This is a genomic window from Enterobacter cloacae complex sp. 394I7 (genome assembly GCF_057320345.1).
The window spans coordinates 2049813-2073493 of record NZ_JBXWCR010000001.1 but is presented as its reverse complement, the minus strand read 5'-3'; the positions used below and the strand labels follow the sequence as shown (position 1 = coordinate 2073493).

Sequence of the window (23681 nt, the reverse complement as noted above, 5' to 3'; positions counted from 1 at the left end):
GAGAATGGAATGAAGACTTTCCCGGATGATTTTTTATGGGGCGGTGCGGTTGCCGCGAATCAGGTAGAAGGCGCTTATCGGGAAGACGGTAAAGGGTTGTCCACCTCTGACGTCCAGCCGCAGGGAGTTTTTGGCCCGGTGGTTGAGCGCGTCGAGGGCGACAGCGGCATCAAGGATATCGCGATTGATTTCTATCATCGATACCCCGAGGACATCAAACTGTTCGCCGAGATGGGCTTTAGCTGCCTGCGCGTTTCCATTGCCTGGACACGCATTTTCCCGAACGGCGACGAGCAGCACCCTAACGAAGCGGGGCTGGCTTTTTACGACAAACTGTTTGACGAACTGGCCGCGCACAACATCACGCCGCTTGTCACACTGTCGCATTACGAAATGCCGTGGGGGTTGGTGAAGCAGTACGGAGGCTGGGCCAGCCGTCAGACCATTGGGTTCTTTGAGCGCTATGCCCGTACCGTATTTACGCGCTACAAAACGAAGGTAAAGCTGTGGCTGACGTTCAATGAGATCAATATGTCTCTGCATGCATCGATGACCGGCGTCGGCCTGCCGGAAACCAGCAGCAAAGGTGAGGTGTATCAGGCTATCCATCATCAACTGGTGGCTAGCGCGCTGGCAGTGAAAGCCTGCCATGAGATCATTGCAGACGCCCGGATTGGCAACATGTTGCTGGGCGGTCTGATGTATCCGCTGACCTGCAAGCCGGAAGATGTCCTGGAAACACTGCAGGAAAACCGCGCCTGGCAATTCTTTGGCGATGTGCAGTGCCGTGGTGTTTATCCGGGGTATATGCAGCGCTTCTTCCGCGATAACGATATCCAGATTGATATCACCGATGCCGATCGTGAGGCGCTGAAATCGACCGTCGATTTTATCTCGTTCAGTTACTACATGACGGGATGTGTCACCGCGGATGAGGCGCTTAATCAGCAGGCTCGGGGCAATATCCTTAGCATGGTACCTAACCCGCATCTGGCTAGTTCCGAGTGGGGCTGGCAGATTGACCCTGTCGGCCTGCGTACCCTGCTGAACGTGCTCTGGGATCGCTATCAGAAGCCGCTATTTATCGTGGAAAACGGTCTGGGCGCGAAAGACACGCCGGATGCTGACGGCGTAGTGCAGGATGATTACCGCATCAGCTACCTTAACGACCACCTGGTACAGGTGCGTGAAGCCATTGAAGATGGTGTGGAGGTAATGGGTTACACCAGTTGGGGGCCGATCGATCTGGTCAGTGCGTCTAAAGCAGAACTCTCAAAACGTTATGGCTTTATTTATGTCGATCGTGATGACAGTGGAAAAGGGACGTTAGCGCGCAGTCGTAAGAAAAGCTTCTACTGGTATAAAGAGGTTATTGCCACAAAAGGCGCTTCCCTGAAAGCATAATGATGTGAATTTGCCCGGCGCTGAGCCGGGCAATGAAATCAGAAAATCATCTTGAATACACCGGTTACCACCAGCAGCCCTATCAGAAATATAATTAAAATAACCCACAATAATATTTTCATTCGCTTCTCCCGCGTCTGTTTGTCGAAAGTAAGTGTAGCAGTGAATTTATAATGAAGATGAATTCACTCATTTAATTCATTCTTATGATGAATAATTTTCTGAGTATGAAAATGTATGACAAATTGCGGGTTGCCACGCGTTACTAAAAAAAAGAGCGACGTCTGGCGTAAGTTGCGCCTTTATTTTTTGCGTGAATGGCGTAATGAAACCTTTATCTCTGAGTATTCCCCTGGTTTTTATTCTGGTGGCCTGCGCGCCGGAACATGCCTCGGTTTCCCCTGTAAATATGCAATCAACAACGGCTGCGGTGAATACTACGCTGAGCCATACCGCGTGGCCGAAAGATGCATGGTGGAAAACGTATAACGATCCTGAACTCAATTCGCTGATTGCGAAGGCGCTGAACGATGCGCCGGATATGCAAATTGCCCGTCAGCGCATCACGCTGGCGGAAGCGCAGGCAAAAGCCACCCTGGCCGCCGGAGGGCCGGAAATTGATTTCTCAGCGGATGCTGAACGGCAAAAAATGTCGGCCGAGGGGCTGATGGGGCCCTTTGCGATAACCGATCCGGCGGCGGGAACCACCGGGCCGTGGTACACCAACGGTACTTTTGGTCTGAGCGCGGGCTGGGATCTCGATTTGTGGGGGAAAAATCGTGCACGGGTTGAAGCCCGAATTGGCCGGGTAAACGCGCAAAAAGCGGAGCTTGAGCAAACCCGGCAACTGCTTGCCAGCAGCGTCGCACGTCTTTACTGGGCGTGGCAAACCCAGGCCGCGGTGGGGGATTTTCTCACGGAGATTAAACACCAGCAGGACACGATTATTGCAGCCGACCGCGAACTGTATCAGCATGGGATCACCTCTTCCGTAGAGGGCGTCGAAACCGACATCAACGCCAGCAAAACTGACGAGCAACTGGCAGAAGTGAACGGAAAAATGAAAGCCGTTGAGGCGCGTCTGAGCGCCCTGACGAACACCCCCTCAGTGACGCTTACACGCCACGCCTTACCCACGGTAGAAGCCTCGCTCCCGGCCACGCTGGGGTATGAACTGCTGGCACGTCGACCGGATTTGCAGGAGGCTCGCTGGTATATCGAGGCCTCCATGAGTGACGTTGAGGCCGCCAGAGCAGCCTTCTATCCCGATGTGAATCTGATGGCTTTCTTACAGCAGGATGCCCTGCACCTGAGCGATTTGTTCCGCTCTTCTGCGCAGCAGATGGGCGTCACCGCCGGTCTGACGCTGCCCATTTTCGACAGCGGCAGGCTAAACGCCGAGCTGGATATTGCCCAGGCGCAGAACAATCTCTCCGTCGCGCGTTATAACAAAGCGGTGGTGGATGCGGTGAATCAGGTGGCGCGCACGGCCAGCGAAGTCGAAACACTGACCGCCAAAAACCAGCACCAGCAGCGTGTCGAAAAAGAGGCTGCCCGCGTTGTTGCACTGGCTCAGGCCCGCTTTCGCGCCGGCATTATCGCCGGCTCCCGCGTGAGTGAGGCCAGAATACCGGCCCTCAGGGAGCAGCTCACCGGGGTGATGCTCAAAGGCCAGTACGTTGACGCCACGCTGCAGCTGACCTCGGCGCTGGGTGGCGGCTATCATCAGGGCTAAAAAGCGCGATTATCTATACTTACCTCTTTGCAGCTTTTCTGGAGGTGAGTATGACCAAAGTCGCGATTGTTACCGCATCGGATTCCGGGATTGGGAAAACCACGGCCCTGATGCTGGCTGAACGAGGGTTTGATATCGGCGTCACCTGGCATTCCGACGAAAAAGGTGCGCTGGAAACCTGCCGCGAAGTCGAGGCGAAGGGGCGGCGTGCAGAGGCGGTTCAACTTGATTTAAGCACTCTCCCGCAGGGGGCGCAGGCCATTGAAACGTTAATTACGCGCTTTGGTCGGCTGGACGTGCTGGTCAACAATGCCGGGGCGATGACCAAAGCGCCGTTTCTCGACATGCCGTTTGAGGAGTGGCGGGGGATTTTTACCGTTGACGTGGATGGCGCGTTTCTCTGTTCACAGATCGCTGCGCGTCAGATGGTGAAGCAGGGAGAAGGGGGGCGAATTGTGAACATTACCTCGGTGCATGAACACACGCCTTTACCGGATGCCAGTGCGTATACGGCGGCCAAGCATGCCCTGGGCGGATTAACCAAATCCATGGCGCTGGAGCTGGTCGAGCATAACATCCTGGTGAATGCCGTTGCGCCAGGTGCCATTGCCACGCCAATGAATGATATGGACGACAGTGAAGTGAAGGCTGGTTCGATGCCCGCGATCCCGCTCGCGCGGCCGGGGCATACCAAAGAGATTGCCAGCCTGGTGGCGTGGCTGTGTGACGGTGACGCCAGCTATGCTACCGGGCAATCATTTATTGTCGACGGCGGTTTTATGCTGGCGAATCCACAATTTAAGCCCGCCGGGTAGAAACTTTTCGCCCTCTCTTTGTGCGAGAGGGCGCCATTGCACTTACTCTTCATCCCGCGTCTTTTCCTGATGCTTCAGCCACATCCGGACAGCAATTACCACCACGACAATCAGGATAACCCATGCCCAGTGCTTCAGATGCTGGTCAACATTATGCAGCCACGGACCAATCACTTCTCCACCCACATAACCGAGCGTGGTAAAGATCAGGGCCCAGGCAATCGCGCCAAGAATGTTCAGCGGCAGGAAAATTTTCGGCGGTAAATGGCTGGCGCCAATCAGTATCGGGCCGATAATCCGAAAGCCGTACATAAAACGGGTGCCAATCACGAACAGGTAAGGGTGACGCTGGATAAGCCGTTGGGCGCGGTGAATTTTCTTGCGGTGCTTTGAAAAGCGCTTCAAAAGCGTAGGGCCAAAGCGCAGTCCCAGAAAGTAGAGCAGCTGATCGCCAATCATCCCGCCGAGTGCGACTGCGGCAACAACGAGTGGGAATTTGAGTAACCCCTGATGCGCGGCCACCCCGCCGAGCAGCGTGATGGTTTCTCCTTCCGCCACGCTGCCAACGACCAGTGCAGCGTATCCATAGTGTTCAATAAGACTGTTGATATCCATTACGTCAATGTCATCTCCCTTATTATGCCTCGGTTAATCATATACCCCATGAATCAATAACGGGGCAATCAACGGAAATTTCCCACTGTACATAAAATAATCTCAGGCCTGCATTATACTTAAGATATCGCTGACGGGCCGACAACAAGGGGGCGTTATGAACCATGTCTGGGGACTTTTCTCCCATCCCGATCGTGAAATGCATGTCATCAAAACGGAGAACGAAACGGTCTCGCATCATTACACGCATCATGTGCTGCTGATGGCAGCGGTGCCTGTAATCTGCGCGTTTATTGGCACAACACAAATCGGCTGGAACTTTGGTGATGGCACCGTGGTTCAGCTTTCCTGGTTTACCGGTCTTTCACTGGCCATTCTCTTTTATGGCCTGATGCTGGCGGGTGTGGCTGTCATGGGGCGTGTCATTCACTGGATGGCGCGTAACTATCCGCAACGTCCATCGCTGGCAGACTGTATGGTTTTCGCCGGGTATGTCGCGACGCCGCTGTTCTTAAGCGGTATTGTGGCGCTGTATCCACTGGTCTGGTTGTGCGCGCTGATCGGTACTATTGCCCTCTTTTACACCGGTTATCTGCTGTATCTGGGGGTACCAACCTTCCTCAATATCAATAAAGAAGAGGGCCTGAGCTTCTCCAGTTCAACGCTCGCCATCGGCGTGCTGGTGCTGGAAGCGCTACTGGCTCTGACGGTTATTCTGTGGGGTTATGGATACCGTCTCTTCTAGGCTCACTGCATTGCTGGCGTAAATGCCAGCAATGCAGCATCTGTTCACGATTATCCTCTGGCGACAAAGCCCGGTGACCGCTATGATGCCGAAGCCAGCCTGCGTTTCTCCATCGACACAGGCGGTGTACGTCATAACGTGCGTGAATAATTATCAGAAGTCTCACCATGCTGAAATTCCGAGTCTCTTTACTTAGCCTGGCCCTGTTGCTGGGAGCGTCCGCTGCCGCGCCAGCGATCGCCAAAACGCCCGCCGTGACCACCGCTGCTGCCCAGCCGCAAATCGCTTCCGGCAGTGCGATGATTGTTGATCTCAACACCAATAAGGTGATTTACGCCAGCCATCCGGATCTGGTACGCCCGATCGCCTCGATTACCAAATTAATGACCGCGATGGTGGTGCTTGATGCACATCTGCCGCTGGACGAAAAACTGAAAGTGGATATCAGCCATACGCCGGAGATGAAAGGGATCTACTCCCGCGTGCGACTGAACAGCGAAATCAGCCGTAAAAACATGCTGCTGCTGGCGCTGATGTCTTCTGAAAACCGCGCGGCGGCGAGCCTGGCCCACCACTATCCGGGTGGCTATGACGCATTTATTCGTGCTATGAACGCAAAAGCCAAATCGCTGGGGATGACCAATACCCGTTACGTCGAGCCGACTGGCCTGTCGATTCACAACGTCTCCACGGCCCGCGACCTGACAAAACTGCTGATTGCCAGCAAACAGTACCCGCTGATTGGTCAGCTCAGTACGACCCGTGAAGAGATGGCGACCTTTGCGAACCCGGCCTATTCGCTGCCGTTCCGTAATACTAACCATCTGGTGTACCGGGATAACTGGAATATTCAGTTAACGAAAACCGGGTTTACTAACGCGGCGGGACACTGCCTGGTGATGCGTACCGTATTCAACGGTAAACCGGTGGCGCTGGTGGTGATGGATGCCTTTGGCAAATACACCCACTTCGCGGATGCAAGCCGACTGCGTACCTGGATTGAGACGGGGAAAGTGCAGCCGGTACCGGCCGCGGCGTTGACCTACAAAAAGCAGAAAGCAGAGCAGATGGCAACCGCCCAGAACGACTGAGCCGGATTGCTGATGACTGTGTTTTCGCCCTCTCCCGCGGGAGAGGGCAACAGACCTCGCTGCGTCTTACTCCGGCAGCGTCCAGTCTCCGTCATTGAGTGAGCGCTGCATGATCACCGTATCCCGCCAGTCACCTTTCTTATACCCGACGCTGCGTAACTGACCGACGATTTCGAAGCCGTATTTCTTATGCAACCGTAACGAGCCGGCATTGTTGTTGCCATCCCCCACAACGGCAATCATCTGCCGCCACGGTCCTTGCTCGCAGCGGGCGATCAGCGCATCCATCAGGACGGAGCCAAAACCACGACCGGTAGTACTCGCATCCACGTAAATCGACTCTTCCAGAGTGTAGCGATAGGCATGGCGCGGACGGTAAGGCGTCGCGTAGCAGTAGCCTACGACGATGCCGCGGTACAGCGCGACAAGCCACGGTAAGCCATTCTCGGCCACGCTTTTCATTCGCTGACGCATTTCATCAATGGTGGGGGGAACTTCTTCAAAGGATGCGCGCCCGTGAAGCACATGCCAGGCGTAGATAGCGGCGATAGCATGCACATCGTCGGGAAGGGCATCGCGCACTTCCACTTCGGTTTCGGATAAAATATCAACAGCCGACATGATGTGCCTGCTCCTCGTAACAGATGCCGGAGAAACGTTTCTCCGGCGACAGAACGCTACTCTAGTACGATTAAGGCGCGCTTAACAATCTCTCAAATTTGGCTGTGGGAATTAATCAGACGCTTGCGTCACGGGCTGCTCCGCGTCAGGACTCTCTTTCCAGTATTTATTCCGCGTTGTTTTACCAATGCCGGGGTTCATGCTGTTTGTGGGGTCATTCTCGCGATAAAACTGCTTAAGTGCGTCAGGAGCCTTATAAAGATGCCCCACGTTATGTTCCGCAGGATATTGTGCGCCTCGCGCGTGCAGCAGCGCGAGCATCTGCTCTTTCAGCGCGTGCGCATCCACCCCTTTCTTAACGATGTAATCCTGGTGGAAGACGTAGCACATAAAGTGGCCGTAATAGAGCTTGTGGACCAGCTTGCTGTCAATTTCCGGCGGCAGGTGTTCAAACCACTCGTTATCGTTGCGGCGAAGGGCGATATCCAGCGCCAGAATGTCTTCCACCTCGTCTGAATGCACCGCCTGATAACGAATGGCGGCACCTGCAGCGGCGAAACGGTGCAGGAAGGCTTTGCTGCCCTCTTCAGGGGTACAGGCAAAGAAATCGCCTTCGGCAGTTTTGAAGAATTCACTGAGCCAGGTTTGCGCTTCGGCAATTCCGTCCCCGGCCATTTTCAGCAGCAGGTGATGCTCGTACTTATCGCGCCAGGTTTTCATCCGCTCCGGCAGATGTGACGGGAAGACGTTGCCCAGTTTCTGCATAAAGCGGTCGGTAAAGTGGGGTTTAAACAGCGGCACTTTTTCCAGCATCGCGTCGGTACGGCCCTTCATGGTGAAGAAGAACGGCATTTTATCGGTGCCGAGCTTGTCGATCATCAGGAACGTATCTTTGCCGTAGCGTTCCGCGATGTCGTAAATATCACGGTGCATGTACTCGCCCGCCACCGGCAGGTGAGCGAACTCGCCCAGAATATGACGACGGATCTCGGTCAGCACGTCCGGCTGATTGGTGCCGATGTAGAACACCTGCTGTTTTTTCTCGGCCGGGAAGGTGTCGAGGCGCACGGCAAAAACAGCCAGCTTGCCCGCACAGCCCGAAGATTCAAACAGGCGGTCAGGGTCGGCGTTGTAACGTGCCGGGGTATCCGCTTCGATATCCCGCACGCGGGTGATGTAATCGTGGTCGTGAGCATGACGACCGTCGTGCTGGACGTCTTCATCTTTCACCCGATCGTCGTCGAGCTTACTCAGGATCTGCTCCGGCGTAACGCCAAGATCAATACCCAGATGGTTGACCAGGGTCAGCTTGCCATTTTCGTCGATACGGGCAAAAAGTGACATCTCGGTGTAAGCCGGGCCGCGCTGCACCAGCGAACCGCCGGAGTTATTGCAGATCCCGCCGATCACGGAGGCGCCAATACAGGATGAGCCAATGACCGAATGCGGTTCGCGTCCCAGCGGCTTAAGCGCTTTTTCAAGGGAGTAGAGCGTCGTGCCAGGGAACGCGAGCACCTGCTCGCCTTTATCCAGCAGATGCAGTTTGTCGAGACGCAGGGTGCTGATGATCACGATGTCACGATCGTAATCGTTGCCGTTCGGCGTTGAGCCTTCCGTCAGACCGGTGTTAGCCGCCTGCATGAGAATAATTTTGTCGGCGGCCACGCAGGCGCTCAGGACGCGCCAGAGTTCAAGCAGCGTGCCGGGAAACACCACCGCCAGCGCCTCGCCCTGACCGGAACGAAAGCCCTTACGGTAGCGGGCGGTTTTTGCCGGGTCGGTAAGCAGGTGAGAGGAGCCAACCAGGCGCGACAGTTCGTTAATAAACGTCGTGTTATCGTGAGTTCGAACAGAAGACATCTTCCACTCCTTGTGGTGGGGCAAATTTCTCGCTGTAAAGCATAGCGCGATTAACTGTTAAGCGGTCTAGTATTCACGAGAAAAATCAGAGAATAACCCTGCAACGTTCTGAGGGTTTGTGGCACACTGCGCTTTTCGCACGGTCTGGCCGAGTTCTTCCGGCGGTTATTGATGAGAGAGTAAAACGACATGAAATGGCTATGTTCTGTAGGTGTCGCCGTCAGCCTGGCGCTGCAACCTGCGCTGGCAGAGGATTTGTTTGGCAATCACCCGCTCACGCCTGAAGCCCGGGACGCGTTTGTCACGGAATTGCTCAAGAAAATGACGGTCGATGAGAAAATTGGCCAGTTGCGTCTTATCAGCGTCGGCCCGGATAACCCGAAAGAGGCCATCCGCGAGATGATCAAAGACGGGCAGGTCGGGGCTATTTTTAACACCGTCACCCGCCAGGATATCCGCAAAATGCAGGATCAGGTGATGGAACTCAGCCGTCTGAAAATTCCGCTGTTCTTCGCCTATGACGTGGTGCACGGTCAGCGTACCGTCTTCCCGATTAGCCTTGGTCTGGCATCGTCCTTTAACCTTGATGCGGTGAAAACCGTGGGGCGCGTTTCCGCCTATGAAGCGGCGGATGATGGCCTGAATATGACCTGGGCACCGATGGTGGACGTCTCCCGCGATCCGCGCTGGGGCCGCGGCTCAGAAGGGTTCGGTGAAGATACCTATTTAACAGCCACGATGGGGAAAACCATGGTGGAAGCGATGCAGGGTAAGAGCCCGGCAGATCGCTACGCGGTGATGACCAGCGTCAAACACTTCGCGGCCTATGGCGCCGTGGAAGGGGGTAAAGAGTACAACACCGTGGATATGAGCCCGCAGCGGCTGTTCAACGACTACATGCCACCGTACAAAGCGGGGCTGGATGCCGGCAGCGGCGCGGTGATGGTGGCGCTGAACTCCCTCAACGGCACGCCGGCGACCTCCGATTCGTGGCTGCTGAAAGACGTTCTGCGTGACCAGTGGGGCTTTAAGGGCATTACCGTCTCTGACCACGGCGCCATTAAAGAGCTCATTAAGCACGGTACCGCCTCCGATCCGGAAGATGCGGTACGCGTGGCGCTCAAGTCCGGCATCAACATGAGCATGAGCGACGAGTACTACAGTAAATACCTGCCGGGGCTGGTGAAGAGCGGTAAGGTGACCATGGCGGAGCTGGATGACGCCACGCGCCACGTGCTGAACGTGAAATATGATATGGGGCTGTTTAACGACCCGTACAGCCACCTGGGGCCGAAAGATTCTGACCCGGCGGACACCAACGCGGAAAGTCGTCTGCACCGCAAAGAGGCCCGCGATGTGGCACGCGAAAGTCTGGTGCTGCTGAAAAACCGCCTCGACACGCTGCCGCTGAAGAAATCCGGCACCATTGCCGTGGTGGGCCCGCTGGCTGACAGCAAGCGCGACGTGATGGGGAGCTGGTCTGCAGCGGGGGTGGCCGATCAGTCCGTCACGGTGCTGACCGGTATCAAGAACGCCGTGGGTGAGAACGCGAAAGTGGTTTACGCCAAAGGGGCGAACGTCACCAACGATAAAGACATTGTCACCTTCCTCAATCAGTACGAAGAGGCGGTGAAGGTCGATCCGCGTTCGCCGAAAGAGATGATTGATGAAGCGGTGAACACCGCTAAGCAATCTGACGTGGTTGTCGCGGTAGTGGGTGAAGCGCAAGGGATGGCGCATGAGGCCTCCAGCCGTACCGACATCACCATTCCGCAAAGCCAGCGCGATCTGATTGCCGCCCTGAAGGCGACTGGCAAGCCGCTGGTGCTGGTGCTGATGAACGGTCGTCCGCTGGCGCTGGTCAAAGAAGACCAGCAGGCCGACGCGATCCTGGAAACCTGGTTCGCCGGTACCGAAGGCGGTAATGCGATTGCCGACGTGCTGTTTGGCGATTACAACCCGTCAGGCAAGCTGCCAATGTCCTTCCCGCGTTCGGTCGGGCAGATCCCGGTTTACTACAGCCACCTGAATACCGGCCGGCCGTACAACGCCGACAAACCGAATAAGTACACCTCCCGTTACTTCGATGAAGCGAACGGCCCGCTGTATCCGTTTGGTTACGGTTTGAGCTACACCACCTTCAAGGTTTCTGACGTCAAAATGTCTGCGCCGACCCTGAAGCGTGACGGCAAAGTTACCGCAAGCGTCGAGGTGAGCAACACCGGTAAACGCGAAGGGGCAACGGTCATTCAGATGTACGTCCAGGATGTTACCGCCTCCATGAGCCGTCCGGTGAAACAGCTGCGTGGCTTCGAGAAGGTCAACCTGAAGCCGGGCGAAACCAAAACCATCAGCTTCCCCATCGACGTGGATGCGCTGAAGTTCTGGAACCAGCAGATGAAATATGATGCGGAGCCAGGCAAGTTTAACGTCTTTATCGGGGTCGATTCCGCTCGCGTAAATAAAGGCGAGTTCGAGCTGCTCTGACGTTTCCCTCCCTTGCATCCCCCGCTTTGCGGGGGATGCGTCTTACCTTATGTTAAAAAGGCATTTTGACGGTTAATTCCGCCGTTTTAAGCTACGCTTTTCTCTCAAGCCTCTGAAAAAGGCAGCAAAAAAATGAGGACAGTGGAATGACGATTGCAAAGGGGATGTTGGGTTCAGCGGTGTTACTGGCGGCGCTGAGTCTGCCATTACAGGCGGCAGAACCGGTAAAAGTGGGTTCCAAGATAGATACCGAAGGTGCGCTGCTCGGTAACATTATTCTGCAGGTACTGGAAAGCCACGGTGTTAAAACCGTCAATAAAGTCCAGCTGGGAACCACGCCTGTGGTACGCGGCGCGATTACCTCCGGCGAGCTGGATATCTACCCGGAATACACCGGCAACGGCGCGTTCTTCTTCAAAGATGAAAACGATCCGGCGTGGAAAAATGCCAAAGCCGGGTATGAAAAAGTCAAAAAACTCGACGCTGAGCAAAATAAGCTGGTCTGGCTGACGCCGGCGCCGGCCAACAATACCTGGACCATCGCGGTGCGCAAGGACGTGGCGGAGAAAGGAAAGCTGACCTCGCTTGCGGATTTGAGTCGCTACCTGAAAGAGAAGGGTGACTTTAAGCTTGCGGCTTCCGCTGAGTTTATTGAGCGTCCGGATGCGCTGCCGGCGTTTGAAAAAGCCTATGATTTCAAACTGGATCAGGCCCAGCTGCTCTCTCTGGCGGGCGGTGATACCGCGGTGACCATCAAAGCCGCTGCGCAGCAAACGTCGGGCGTTAATGCGGCGATGGCTTACGGCACCGACGGCCCGGTCGCGGCGCTTGGCCTGCAAACCTTAACCGATCCAAAAGGCGTCCAGCCGATTTACGCCCCGGCACCTGTCGTGCGGGAAGCGGTACTTAAAGCGTACCCGGATATTGCTGAATGGCTCAAACCGGTCTTCGAAAAGCTGGATGCAAAAACGCTGCAACAGCTGAATGCCAGCATTGCCGTTGAGGGACTGGATGCCAAAAAAGTGGCCGCCGATTTCCTGAAACAACAAGGGCTTGTGAAGTAACAGGACAGGGCTGTGCCAATAAAATGTCATAACCGCGTACTGCTGCTGTTGGCCTGTGTGGCCATCGCGGCGGTCGCGTTACCGTTTGTGAATGTGGCCCCGAATCGCCTGATGTCGGGGGAGAGTCGCTCGCTCTGGCAGGTCTGGTCATTTACGCCGTGGTTACTGGTGACGGCGCTGGGCGCGTGGGTTGCGTTGTCGCTCTGGCAAGGACGCAAGGCTCAGTGGCTGACGCTGCTGCTTTGTGAAGGGCTGTTTATCGCCTTGTTCTGGGGAGGCGGACTTGCAGCAACGCACATGACCTCGGCGGAAAGTCCGCTGGCAAGAACCTCTGTGGGTAGCGGTTTGTGGCTCTGGCTGGCGCTGTGTCTGCTGGCCTGCAGCGATGCTATTCGCCGTCTTATCTCAACATCCGTCTGGCGCTGGATACTCAATGCCCAGATATGGTGTATTCCATTGCTGCTGCTGTTTAGCGGTGAGCTGAATAATCTCTCGCTGTTAAAAGAGTACGCCAACCGTCAGGAGGTGTTTAATGACGCCCTGGCGCAACACCTCACGATCCTGTTTGGCACCCTGATCCCGGCCTTACTGCTCGGCATACCGCTGGGTATGTGGTGCTATCGCCACCCTTCACGTCAGGGCGGGGTGTTTGCCGTACTGAATGTGATTCAGACTATCCCGTCCGTCGCTCTGTTTGGCCTGTTGATTGCTCCGCTGGCCGGGCTGGTGAAGTCGTTCCCGGTGCTGGGAACGATGGGGATCGCCGGAACCGGTTTAACGCCAGCCCTTATCGCGCTGGTGCTCTATGCGCTGCTGCCGCTGGTGCGCGGTGTGGTGGCCGGGCTGAGCCAGGTCGCGCCGGACGTGCTGGAAAGTGCCCATGCAATGGGGATGAGCGCGAGACAATGTTTCTGGAAGATCCAGCTGCCGCTGGCTTTGCCCCTGCTGCTGCGCAGCCTGCGGGTGGTGGCGGTGCAAACCGTTGGCATGGCGGTGATTGCGGCGCTGATCGGCGCGGGCGGCTTTGGCGCGCTGGTTTTCCAGGGGCTGTTGAGTAGCGCCCTGGACCTGGTGTTATTGGGCGTGGTGCCCACGATTGCGCTGGCGGTTGTCATCGACGCGCTGTTTGCCTTATGGCTCGCGCTGCTCAGGAGAAGAGCCAATGATTGAATTTCACGATGTCAGTAAAACCTTTGCGGGTCGTCCGGCGGCAAGCCATCTCAACCTGAATTTTGCCGAGGGCGCATTTTCCGTGCTGATTGGCACATCGGGGTCGGGAAAATCCACCACCCTGAAGATGATTAACCGCCTGGTTGAACATGACAGCGGTCTGATCCGCTTTGCCGGAGAGGAGATCCGCAGCCTGCCTGTGCTGGAGCTGCGTCGTCGTATGGGGTATGCCATCCAGTCCATCGGCCTGTTTCCGCACTGGACGGTCGCGCAGAACATCGCCACCGTTCTGCAGCTGGAGAAATGGTCGCGGGCAAAAACTGCCGACCGGGTTGATGAACTGATGTCTCTGCTCGGGTTAGAACCTGCGCTGCGTGACCGCTACCCGCACCAGCTTTCCGGAGGCCAGCAGCAGCGGGTGGGCGTGGCGCGTGCGCTGGCGGCCAATCCGCAGGTGTTACTGATGGATGAACCCTTCGGCGCGCTGGATCCGGTCACGCGCGCCGCACTGCAGGCGGAAATGACCCGCATTCATCGCATTCTGGGGCGAACAATCATTCTTGTGACGCACGATATTGATGAGGCGCTGCGTCTGGCCGACCATCTGGTGCTGATGGACCATGGTGAGGTGGTGCAGCAGGGGACGCCGCTTGAGCTGCTGACCTGGCCGAAAAACGATTTTGTGCGTGAGTTTTTTGGCCACAGCGAGCTGGGCGTCAGGCTGCTCTCGCTGCGTACGGTCAGCGACTATATGCGTCGACAGGACGCGACGGTGCGTGGCGAGCCTCTGCAGGAACAGATGAGCTTGCGGGATGCGCTTTCGGCGTTTGTTGCCCGTCAGTGTGAAGTGTTGCCCGTTGCGGATGCCCGGGGCGCGCCAAGTGGCACCCTGCATTTTCGCGATCTGCTGGCAGGGGAGGTGACACGTGAAGGCACTTCGTGATCCGCTGTTCTGGCTGGTCGTGCTCTTTGTCGCTTTGCTGTTGCTGATGCCGCACAGCGCGGCGCTGTTTAGCACGCTCTTCCCCGACTTGCCGCGCCCGGTGTATCAGCAGGAGAGTTTTATTAATCTTGCCCTGGCCCATCTCTGGCTGGTGGTGCTCTCAAGTGCCGTCGCTATTGTACTGGGCGTGGGGGCGGGCATCGCGGTCACGCGCCCCGCGGGCCGGGAGTTTCGCCCGCTGGTGGAGACCATTGCGGCGATTGGCCAGACGTTTCCGCCGGTGGCGGTGCTGGCGATTGCAGTGCCGGTGATGGGTTTTGGTCAGCAACCGGCCATCATTGCGCTGATTTTATACGGTGTGTTGCCCATTCTGCAGGGTACGCTGGCCGGTATTGCGGCGGTACCTGCGTCGGTACTGAGCGTCGCTGAAGGGATGGGGATGAGTCATGCAGAGCGGCTGCGCAAAGTTGAACTCCCCCTGGCGGCACCGGTCATCCTTGCCGGGATCCGTACGTCGGTGATCATCAATATCGGGACGGCGACCATTGCGTCGACGGTGGGGGCCAACACCCTGGGAACGCCGATTATCATCGGCTTAAGCGGGTTCAATACGGCCTATATTGTGCAGGGGGCGTTGCTGGTCGCGCTGGCGGCAATCGTCGTCGATCGCGTTTTTGAGCGTCTGGCGCAGTATCTCAGCCGACACCGCCACGAACAATAAACGAATACCCGGCCAGCATCACGCCGCCGATACCGCTTACGGCCATCAGAACAAAAAGGGTAATTACGGCCAGTTTGGTTGCCTTCATCATGTGCTCCTGTTGTTAACGGAACAATTATACGGTGAAGCGCAGCTGTTAATGAACCATTAAATGCCGTTACGGCTCTTGCGGGCCAAGCGAGTAAACCGGGTAACCATGTTCACGCCATTCCGTCATCAGCTGTTGCTGCGAGGCGGAAGGCACTTCTCCGCACCAGACCAGCAGGGTCTGGCCGTCGAACAATTCAGGGCGAAATTGCGCCAGCGAGTGCACAAGGACGTCAACGCGCCAGCCATTCTGGGTGGCAATCCAGGCCTCCAGCCACAGACGAGTAGTATCGTGCACGTTCCAGCCGACCACCAGCGCGTCTTTTCCGTGCTTGTTCTTCGCCGAGGCAAGGCAGACGGCAATATAGTTGATCAGGACGCCGTCGAGCATACTCAGCAGCGCCTGCAGGGTGGTCTGCTGGCACTGCAGGCGTCGACGGAGCGGGATGAAAAGATGCGTGATCAGCGTTTGCGCGGGATAATCGCGCCCTTGCTCTTTTATCCATGCGCGCAGGCGCTGCAGATTGCCCGCCTGCAGAAGGCGCAGCAACGTTTCCTGTTGTTCGCGCCAGAGAAGCTGCGTGTCAGGATCGTCATGGCTGAGCAGGGATTTCACTTTGCCAACCTGCACACCGTTATCGATCCAGCTTTTGATCTCGCGGATCCGGTCGATATCGGCATCGTTGAAGAGACGATGGCCTCCGTCCGTTCTCTGCGGTTTGAGTAATCCATACCGTCGCTGCCATGCCCGTAGCGTGACGGGATTGATATCACAAAGGAGTGCCACTTCACCGATTGTGTAAAGCGCCATATTCGCCCCCTGGCTTACGCGTCCCCAGCTTAACTGTAGTCCCTGTTTACTGAACCAGGAAGAAATGGTTGTTTTTTGCACGAATAATGCGAAGCAGGCGTTAGGTTCGGCAAAAGGTGTGATGCCGGGCACGAATTGCAGCTTTTTTGCCGCGCTTCAAAGAAAGTTTACCGCCAGCAGTGTATGTTACGCGTTTTGAGGGTGTGCGGTTTTGAGTATGTACGAGTTTAATCTGGTGCTGCTGTTGCTTCAGCAGATGTGCGTGTTTCTTGTCATCGCCTGGTTGATGAGTAAAACGCGTCTGTTCATTCCGCTGATGCAAGTTACCGTACGCCTGCCGCACAAGCTGCTCTGCTACGTGACCTTCTCTATTTTCTGCATTATGGGAACCTATTTTGGTCTCCATATCGAAGACTCCATTGCCAATACGCGAGCCATCGGTGCCGTGATGGGCGGGTTGCTTGGCGGCCCTGTGGTCGGTGGGCTGGTCGGGTTAACCGGTGGCCTGCATCGGTATTCGATGGGTGGCATGACGGCGCTGAGCTGTATGATCTCAACGATCGTCGAAGGGCTGCTCGGCGGCCTGGTTCACAGCTACATGATTAAGCGCGGTCGTCCGGATAAAGTCTTTAGCCCGCTCACCGCCGGGGCGATCACCTTTGTCGCTGAAATGGCGCAAATGGCCATCATCTTGCTGATTGCCCGGCCGTTTGACGATGCGCTTCATCTGGTGAGCAATATCGCCGCCCCGATGATGGTGACGAATACCGTGGGTGCTGCGCTGTTTATGCGTATTCTGCTCGACAAGCGCGCCATGTTTGAGAAGTACACCTCGGCGTTTTCCGCGACGGCCCTGAAGGTCGCCGCTTCGACGGAGGGGATCCTGCGTCAGGGCTTTAACGAAGAGAACAGCATGAAGGTGGCGCAGGTGCTTTATAAGGAGCTGGATATCGGCGCGGTGGCGATAACCGACCGTGAACGGTTGCTGGCTTTTACCGGCACGGGCGACGACCACCATCTGCCCGGGAAACCGATCTCCTCCGCCTATACGCTGCGCGCCATTGAAACCGGCGAAGTGGTGTATGCCGACGGCAACGAAGTTCCTTACCGCTGTTCGCTGCACCCGCAGTGCAAACTGGGCTCCACGCTGGTCATTCCGCTGCGCGGGGAAAACCAGCGGGTAATGGGCACCATCAAGCTTTATGAAGCGAAAAACCGTCTGTTCAGCTCTATCAACCGTACGCTGGGAGAGGGCATCGCTCAGCTGCTCTCCGCGCAGATCCTCGCCGGGCAGTATGAGCGTCAGAAAGCGTTGCTGACGCAATCCGAAATTAAACTCCTGCACGCTCAGGTGAATCCGCATTTCCTGTTCAATGCGCTTAATACGCTCAAAGCGGTGATCCGCCGCGACAGCGATCAGGCGGCGCAGCTGGTTCAGTTCCTGTCGACGTTTTTCCGCAAAAACCTTAAACGTCCGTCCGAGATTGTGACCCTGGCCGATGAAATAGAACACGTTAATGCTTACCTGCAGATTGAGCAGGCACGCTTCCAGACTCGTCTGCAGGTGTCGTTATCCGTCCCGGATGAGCTGGCGTATCAGCATCTTCCGGCCTTTACCCTGCAGCCTATTGTGGAAAACGCCATTAAACACGGTACGTCACAGCTGTTGGGAATTGGGGAGATCACCATTTCCGCCAGCCGCTTTAACCATCATCTGGTGCTGGATATTGAAGATAACGCCGGGCTTTATGTGCCTTCCACCTCAGGCGGATTAGGGATGAGCCTGGTGGATAAACGCCTGCGCGCGCACTTTGGTGATGACTGTGGCATTACCGTTGCCTGTGAGCCCGACCGATTCACCCGTATTACGTTACGACTGCCGCTGGAGGAAAACGCATGCTAAGAGTGCTGATTGTGGATGATGAGCCGTTAGCACGGGAAAACCTGCGCGTTCTGTTGCAGGAGCAGCCTGACATTGAGATTGTGGGGGAGTGCGCAAACGCCATTGAGGCTATTGGCGCCGTGCACAAACTGCGCCCGGACGTGCTGTTCCTCGACATTCAGATGCCCCGAATTAGCGGCCTGGAGATGGTCGGAATGCTCGACCCGGAGCATCGCCCCTACATTGTGTTTTTGACCGCCTTCGATGAGTACGCCGTCAAAGCCTTTGAGGAGCACGCATTCGATTATTTACTGAAACCGATTGAAGAGAAGCGTCTTGAAAAGACCCTCAGCCGTTTGCGCCAGGAGCGCACCGTGCAGGATGTCACGCTGTTGCCGGAAAACCAGCAGCCGCTGAAATTTATCCCCTGCACCGGCCACAGTCGGATTTACCTTCTGCAGATGGACGATGTGGCGTTTGTCAGCAGCCGTTTGAGCGGCGTTTTTGTTACCAGCGCGGAGGGGAACGAAGGCTTTACCGAGCTGACGCTGCGGACGCTGGAGAGCCGAACGCCGCTCGTTCGTTGCCATCGCCAGTATCTGGTGAACATGGCGCACCTGAAAGAGATCCGGCTGGAAGACAACGGACAGGCAGAGCTGGTGCTGCGTGCCGGGCAAACCGTCCCCGTCAGTCGCCGCTACCTTAAGAGTTTGAAAGAGGCGATCGGCCTGTAAAACTGGTACACTGCGCCCCATTGCATCATCGACAGTTAAGTTAAAGGCACCCATGCTCAGTAATGATATTCTCCGTAGCCTGCGCTACACCCTGAAAGCAAACAATAACGATATGGTGCGCATTCTTGCGCTTGCTGGCATGGAGTCCACCTCTGCCGGTTTCGACACCTGGATGACAAAAGAGGATGAAGAGGGGTTTGTTCGCTGCCCTGACATTATCCTGTCTGGCTTCCTGAACGGCCTCATCTACGACAAGCGCGGGAAAGATGACTCAGCACAAGAACTGGCGCTTGAGCGTCGGGTGAATAACAACACGGTGCTGAAAAAGCTGCGTATCGCGTTTTCACTGAAAACAGACGACATTCTGGCGATTATGACAGAGCAGAAGCACCGCGTGTCGATGCCGGAGATCACCGCCATGATGCGTGCGCCGGACCATAAGAACTACCGCGAGTGCGGCGACCAGTTTTTGCGTTATTTTTTACGCGGACTGACTCACCGGGTGCATCACGCTAAGCCGTGAGTGGTACCAGGGCGTGAAGGATGAAGAGGCAAAAAAAAGCCGGAGATTATCTCCGGCTTTTTTATTATTTCACCTGCTGACCTGGTTTGGCGCCTTCATCAGGGCTTAACAGGAAGATATCTTTCCCGCCAGGACCTGCCGCCATCACCATGCCTTCCGAGATGCCGAAGCGCATTTTGCGCGGTGCCAGGTTGGCGACCATCACGGTCTGACGGCCAATCAGCACCTGCGGATCAGGATAGGCAGAACGGATTCCGGAGAAGACGTTACGCTTCTCACCGCCCAGATCCAGCGTCAGGCGCAGCAGTTTGTCCGAGCCTTCGACAAATTCCGCGTTTTCAATCAGTGCGACACGCAGATCGACCTTGGCGAAATCATCAAAGGTAATGGTCTCCTGAATCGGATCGTCTGCCAGCGGGCCAGTCACCGGCGCAGCGGCAGCCTTCACCTCTTCTTTAGACGCTTCCACCAGGGATTCTACCTGCTTCATCTCGATGCGGTTGTACAGCGCCTTGAAGGTATTCACCTTGTGGCCGAGCAGCGGCTGCTGGATAGCATCCCAGGTCAGCTCGGTGTTGAGGAACGCTTCAGCGCGGGAGGCCAGCTGTGGCAGTACCGGCTTCAGCCAGGTCATCAGCACGCGGAACATGTTCAGGCCCATGGTGCAGATCGCCTGCAGGTCGGCGTCGCGGCCTTCCTGTTTCGCGACAACCCACGGAGCCTGCTCGTCAACGTAGCGGTTAGCCACGTCAGCCAGCGCCATGATTTCACGAATTGCTTTACCGAACTCACGGCTTTCCCAGGCTTCGCCAACCGCCGCGGCGGCGTCGGTGAAGGTTTTGTACAGCTCAGGATCGGCCAGTTCGGCAGACAGCACGCCGTCGAAACGCTTGGCGATAAAGCCTGCGTTACGGGAAGCCAGGTTCACGACTTTGTTGACGATGTCGGCGTTCACGCGCTGCACGAAATCTTCCAGGTTCAGGTCGATATCGTCGATGCGAGAAGAGAGCTTCGCCGTGTAGTAATAACGCAGGCTGTCCGCGTCGAAGTGGTTCAGCCAGGTGCTGGCTTTGATGAACGTACCGCGAGATTTGGACATCTTCGCGCCGTTGACCGTCACATAGCCGTGCACAAACAGGTTGGTTGGTTTACGGAAGTTACTGCCTTCCAGCATGGCCGGCCAGAACAGGCTGTGGAAGTAAACAATGTCTTTGCCGATAAAGTGATACAGCTCGGCGTCGGAATCTTTCTTCCAGTATTCGTCAAAGCTGACGGTGTCGCCGCGCTTGTCGCACAGGTTCTTGAAGGAGCCCATGTACCCGATTGGCGCATCCAGCCAGACGTAGAAGTATTTACCCGGTGCGTTGGGAATTTCGAAACCGAAGTACGGTGCATCGCGGGAGATATCCCACTGCTGCAGACCGGATTCGAACCACTCCTGCATTTTATTCGCGACCTGCTCCTGCAGCGCGCCGCTGCGGGTCCACGCCTGCAGCATTTCACTGAAGGACGGCAGGTCGAAGAAGAAGTGCTCGGAATCACGCATTACCGGTGTGGCACCCGAAACAACAGATTTCGGATCGATAAGCTCGGTCGGGCTGTAGGTTGCGCCGCACACTTCGCAGTTATCGCCATACTGATCCGGTGATTTACATTTCGGGCAGGTACCTTTGACAAAGCGGTCCGGCAGGAACATGCCTTTTTCCGGATCGTACAGCTGAGAGATGGTGCGGTTTTTAATAAAACCGTTCTCTTTCAGGCGAGAGTAGATCAGCTCCGACAGCTCACGGTTTTCGTCGCTGTGCGTGGAGTGATAGTTGTCATAGCTGATGTCAAAGCCCGCAAAATCGGTCTGATGCTCCTGACTCATTTCGGCAATCATCTGCTCTGGAGAGATCCCCAACTGCTGCGCTTTCAGCATGATCGGCGTGCCGTGGGCATCGTCCGCACAGATGAAGTTAACCTCGTGGCCGCGCATTCGCTGGTAACGGACCCAGACATCAGCCTGGATATGCTCCAGCATGTGGCCGAGGTGGATTGAGCCGTTGGCGTACGGCAGTGCGCACGTTACCAGAATTTTCTTCGCGACTTGAGTCATAGTAGGCATTACTTCTTTTAACTGTGAAAAGGGTTTTTGATATTACCAAAAGGGGCATTATTAAGTAAGCACAAACCACGGCCTTTCAGGTAAACTTGTTCATCTAAGGTCTTATTCACAAGAACAAAGGAGTCGGGATGAGTTCTCAATCCCAGGCCAAATCACCGGAAGCCTTAAGAGCAATGGTCGCCGGGACGCTGGCTAACTTTCAGCATCCAACCCTGAAGCACAATCTCACCACGCTGAAAGCGTTACACCATGTCGCATGGCTGGACGATACGCTGCACATCGAGCTGCAGATGCCCTTCGTCTGGACCAGCGCGTTCGACGCGCTGAAAGAGCAAACCAGCTCTGAGCTGTTGCGCATTACCGGCGCGAAAGCCATTGACTGGAAGCTGACCCACAGCATCGCCACCCTCAAGCGTGTGAAAAACCACCCGGGCGTTAACGGCGTGAAAAACATCATTGCCGTCAGTTCAGGCAAGGGTGGGGTGGGTAAATCCTCCACGGCGGTAAACCTGGCGCTCGCGCTGGCAGCCGAAGGGGCGAAAGTCGGTATTCTGGACGCCGATATTTACGGACCGTCTGTGCCTAACATGCTGGGCGCGGAAAACCAGCGCCCAACCTCGCCGGATGGCACGCACATGGCACCGATCATGGCCCACGGTCTGGCAACCAACTCCATTGGTTATCTGGTGACAGACGATAACGCCATGGTGTGGCGTGGCCCGATGGCCAGCAAAGCGCTGATGCAGATGTTGCAGGAGACAATGTGGCCCGATCTGGATTATCTGGTGCTGGATATGCCGCCGGGCACCGGTGACATTCAGCTGACACTGGCGCAAAACATTCCGGTCACGGGAGCGGTCGTGGTGACCACCCCGCAGGACATTGCGCTGATCGACGCCAAAAAAGGCATCGTGATGTTCGAGAAAGTGGACGTGCCGGTGCTGGGTATTGTCGAGAACATGAGCATGCATATCTGCAGCAACTGCGGACACCATGAGCCTATCTTTGGCACCGGTGGGGCAGAAAAACTGGCTGCGCAGTATCACACCCAACTGCTTGGGCAGATGCCGCTGCACATCTCGCTGCGTGAAGATCTGGACAGCGGGAAGCCGACGGTCGTCAGCCGTCCGGACAGTGAATTTGCAGAAATGTATCGACAGCTGGCGGGGCGCGTTGCGGCGCAGCTTTACTGGCAGGGCGAAGTCATCCCGAGTGAAATTGCGTTTCGCGCGGTGTGAGTGCTTTAGTCTGAATTGCCGGGCGGCGTTTGCGCCTGACCCGGCCTACGGAAATAACGTGTTGTAGGCCGGCTCAGCGAAGCGTCACCCGCGTTTAACGCTGTACGTAATGCATTAAAAAGTACTCACCTTCCGGCGAGTCACCCTTCGCTTCAATATGCCAGCCATGGCGCTGGTAAAAGGCAACAGCCCGGTCATTCTTTACCAGACACTTCAGCGAACCCGTACTGGTGAACGCGTTTTGCACCTGTTCAAGGAGCAAATGACCGACGCCCAGACCTTGATACTGCGGATCGACAAACAGATTGTGCAGGAAATTGTCGTTCGTCCACACCGACGCAAAACCCAGTCGATGACCGTCCTGAACGGCCACCCAAATCACTTCGTCGCGGGTTGCCGCGTCAAAGTCTTCAAGCTGCCACTCGGAACCGTCCAGCCATGGCCAGGCCTCGCGCCGCGCGTGGAGATAGAGTGTTCGCAAAAAGGGGCGATCGCTCTCCTGCCAGGGCCGGATTAAAATGTCATTAGCGGTGATAGAAGATATCTCCATTGTAGGCTTTGTAGATTTTGCCATCTGCATCGCCAATCAGGACGTAGTTCTCGCCCATATAGGTCCAGTGGGTACCCGCATCCGGGGCCGGCAGGTTACGCAGCTGGTACTGTTTAATGGTGTACTCAGGCGTTTGATACTGCGCCGGTGCGGTGTCGCCAATCTTGAATTTGGTGAAATCAGCGATGAACTCTTGTTCCTCATAGGCTTTAATGCCTGATGGCGCAGCGGCGGTTTGCGGGGCAGAAAACGCGGAACCCGCCAGAGACAGTAATACACCCAGAAGCAGCAATTTACGCTTAGCCATTTTTTCTCCAGTGATATCGTTACAGATACTTTTCGTCTGCGGGTTCATGGAACGCGAGGCAGACGGTCCATTTTAAGTACCAAAGCATGGTGTGTTTGAAAAAAAATGTAACAAAAGTGGACGGTTTTGTGTAGTCGTAATGACGCGTGCAGTATCACTACGGTCAATATC

23 protein-coding genes are annotated in these 23681 nt (G+C 56.0%); 14 read left to right on the top strand and 9 right to left on the bottom strand.

The annotated features are described in order from the left end of the window. Positions 1–9: 9 nt before the first annotated feature. Complete coding sequence (locus AC2FAP_RS10045; RefSeq protein ID WP_449541828.1) at positions 10–1404, top strand: glycoside hydrolase family 1 protein; 1395 nt, start codon at positions 10–12, stop codon at positions 1402–1404. A 38-nt stretch (positions 1405–1442) separates the two neighbouring features. On the opposite strand, the gene yohP is transcribed toward AC2FAP_RS10045, so the two are convergent. Then, a complete protein-coding gene (gene yohP / locus AC2FAP_RS10040) occupies positions 1443–1526 on the bottom strand; it encodes a small membrane protein YohP (protein ID WP_015572324.1) in 84 nt (27 codons plus the stop codon). Between the two features lie 203 nt (positions 1527–1729). Here yohP and mdtQ point away from each other — a divergent pair, with 203 nt between their 5' ends. Together mdtQ and AC2FAP_RS10030 are read left to right on the top strand one after the other, a co-directional pair. After that, positions 1730–3139, top strand: a complete 1410-nt coding sequence (gene mdtQ, locus AC2FAP_RS10035; protein ID WP_449541829.1) for a multidrug resistance outer membrane protein MdtQ — start codon at positions 1730–1732, stop codon at positions 3137–3139. 50 nt (positions 3140–3189) lie between these two features. Beyond that, positions 3190–3954, top strand: coding sequence for an SDR family oxidoreductase (locus AC2FAP_RS10030; protein WP_020883205.1), 765 nt, complete (start codon positions 3190–3192; stop codon positions 3952–3954). 42 nt (positions 3955–3996) lie between these two features. Here the strand turns inward: AC2FAP_RS10030 and AC2FAP_RS10025 are convergent, their stop codons facing one another. After that, complete coding sequence (locus AC2FAP_RS10025) at positions 3997–4569, bottom strand: DedA family protein (RefSeq protein ID WP_138614376.1); 573 nt, start codon at positions 4567–4569, stop codon at positions 3997–3999. Positions 4570–4726: 157 nt separating this feature from the next. On the opposite strand from AC2FAP_RS10025, the gene AC2FAP_RS10020 reads away from it, so the two are divergent. Together AC2FAP_RS10020 and pbpG are read left to right on the top strand one after the other, a co-directional pair. Continuing rightward, positions 4727–5314: a Yip1 family protein gene (locus AC2FAP_RS10020; protein WP_449541830.1), complete on the top strand. Its 588-nt coding sequence runs from the start codon at positions 4727–4729 to the stop codon at positions 5312–5314. Positions 5315–5481: 167 nt separating this feature from the next. Then, positions 5482–6405, top strand: coding sequence for a D-alanyl-D-alanine endopeptidase (gene pbpG / locus AC2FAP_RS10015; protein ID WP_014170890.1), 924 nt, complete (start codon positions 5482–5484; stop codon positions 6403–6405). A gap of 66 nt (positions 6406–6471) precedes the next feature. Here the strand turns inward: pbpG and AC2FAP_RS10010 are convergent, their stop codons facing one another. Then, positions 6472–7026, bottom strand: coding sequence for a GNAT family N-acetyltransferase (locus AC2FAP_RS10010; RefSeq protein WP_020883208.1), 555 nt, complete (start codon positions 7024–7026; stop codon positions 6472–6474). Positions 7027–7137: 111 nt separating this feature from the next. After that, the gene (dld, locus tag AC2FAP_RS10005; protein WP_448868534.1) at positions 7138–8886 is read right to left on the bottom strand and encodes a D-lactate dehydrogenase; all 1749 of its coding nucleotides are present in this window, start codon (positions 8884–8886) and stop codon (positions 7138–7140) included. Between the two features lie 189 nt (positions 8887–9075). Between dld and bglX the strand changes: the two genes are divergently transcribed. The 5 genes from bglX to AC2FAP_RS09980 all read left to right on the top strand — a co-directional run bounded on the left by bglX (position 9076) and on the right by AC2FAP_RS09980 (position 15271). Next, positions 9076–11373: a beta-glucosidase BglX gene (gene bglX / locus AC2FAP_RS10000; protein WP_449541831.1), complete on the top strand. Its 2298-nt coding sequence runs from the start codon at positions 9076–9078 to the stop codon at positions 11371–11373. A 146-nt stretch (positions 11374–11519) separates the two neighbouring features. After that, positions 11520–12437: a glycine betaine ABC transporter substrate-binding protein OsmF gene (osmF, locus tag AC2FAP_RS09995; RefSeq protein ID WP_014170886.1), complete on the top strand. Its 918-nt coding sequence runs from the start codon at positions 11520–11522 to the stop codon at positions 12435–12437. A 12-nt stretch (positions 12438–12449) separates the two neighbouring features. Further along, a complete protein-coding gene (locus tag AC2FAP_RS09990; protein ID WP_193162491.1) occupies positions 12450–13607 on the top strand; it encodes an ABC transporter permease in 1158 nt (385 codons plus the stop codon). Further along, positions 13600–14550 (top strand): ABC transporter ATP-binding protein, encoded by a 951-nt coding sequence (locus AC2FAP_RS09985; protein WP_049022979.1) that lies wholly within the window; start codon positions 13600–13602, stop codon positions 14548–14550. Before AC2FAP_RS09990 ends, AC2FAP_RS09985 begins: the two co-directional genes overlap by 8 nt. Next, positions 14534–15271 carry an ABC transporter permease gene (locus AC2FAP_RS09980; protein WP_049022978.1) on the top strand — a complete coding sequence of 246 codons (738 nt, stop codon included), beginning with the start codon at positions 14534–14536 and terminating at the stop codon, positions 15269–15271. Before AC2FAP_RS09985 ends, AC2FAP_RS09980 begins: the two co-directional genes overlap by 17 nt. Here AC2FAP_RS09980 and AC2FAP_RS09975 read toward each other — a convergent pair. Continuing rightward, positions 15246–15359, bottom strand: coding sequence for a protein YohO (locus AC2FAP_RS09975; RefSeq protein WP_010433613.1), 114 nt, complete (start codon positions 15357–15359; stop codon positions 15246–15248). The two genes, AC2FAP_RS09980 and AC2FAP_RS09975, sit on opposite strands and share 26 nt — an antisense overlap. Before the next feature lie 69 nt (positions 15360–15428). Next, a complete protein-coding gene (gene mlrA / locus AC2FAP_RS09970) occupies positions 15429–16169 on the bottom strand; it encodes an HTH-type transcriptional regulator MlrA (protein ID WP_410380966.1) in 741 nt (246 codons plus the stop codon). A 217-nt stretch (positions 16170–16386) separates the two neighbouring features. On the opposite strand from mlrA, the gene AC2FAP_RS09965 reads away from it, so the two are divergent. Genes AC2FAP_RS09965 through AC2FAP_RS09955 form a run of 3 tightly spaced genes read left to right on the top strand, consistent with a single transcriptional unit; the run spans position 16387 to position 19308 of the window. After that, on the top strand, positions 16387–18072 hold the full coding sequence (locus AC2FAP_RS09965) for a sensor histidine kinase (RefSeq protein ID WP_025203652.1): 1686 nt from the start codon (positions 16387–16389) through the stop codon (positions 18070–18072). Continuing rightward, entirely contained in the window at positions 18066–18785 is a 720-nt protein-coding gene (btsR, locus tag AC2FAP_RS09960) for a two-component system response regulator BtsR (RefSeq protein ID WP_020883216.1), read from the top strand. The genes AC2FAP_RS09965 and btsR overlap by 7 nt, the downstream gene beginning before the upstream one ends. Before the next feature lie 52 nt (positions 18786–18837). Further along, entirely contained in the window at positions 18838–19308 is a 471-nt protein-coding gene (locus tag AC2FAP_RS09955; protein ID WP_449541832.1) for a YehS family protein, read from the top strand. A gap of 64 nt (positions 19309–19372) precedes the next feature. Here AC2FAP_RS09955 and metG read toward each other — a convergent pair whose 3' ends face one another. Then, positions 19373–21406, bottom strand: a complete 2034-nt coding sequence (gene metG, locus AC2FAP_RS09950) for a methionine--tRNA ligase (RefSeq protein WP_020883217.1) — start codon at positions 21404–21406, stop codon at positions 19373–19375. A gap of 137 nt (positions 21407–21543) precedes the next feature. Here metG and apbC point away from each other — a divergent pair, with 137 nt between their 5' ends. Further along, the gene (apbC, locus tag AC2FAP_RS09945) at positions 21544–22653 is read left to right on the top strand and encodes an iron-sulfur cluster carrier protein ApbC (RefSeq protein WP_020883218.1); all 1110 of its coding nucleotides are present in this window, start codon (positions 21544–21546) and stop codon (positions 22651–22653) included. Between the two features lie 94 nt (positions 22654–22747). Here apbC and AC2FAP_RS09940 read toward each other — a convergent pair whose 3' ends face one another. Together AC2FAP_RS09940 and AC2FAP_RS09935 are read right to left on the bottom strand one after the other, a co-directional pair. Then, positions 22748–23203, bottom strand: a complete 456-nt coding sequence (locus AC2FAP_RS09940) for a GNAT family N-acetyltransferase (RefSeq protein WP_014170875.1) — start codon at positions 23201–23203, stop codon at positions 22748–22750. Then, positions 23178–23510: an RcnB family protein gene (locus tag AC2FAP_RS09935; RefSeq protein WP_008500887.1), complete on the bottom strand. Its 333-nt coding sequence runs from the start codon at positions 23508–23510 to the stop codon at positions 23178–23180. Before AC2FAP_RS09935 ends, AC2FAP_RS09940 begins: the two co-directional genes overlap by 26 nt. Between the last annotated feature and the right edge of the window lie 171 nt (positions 23511–23681).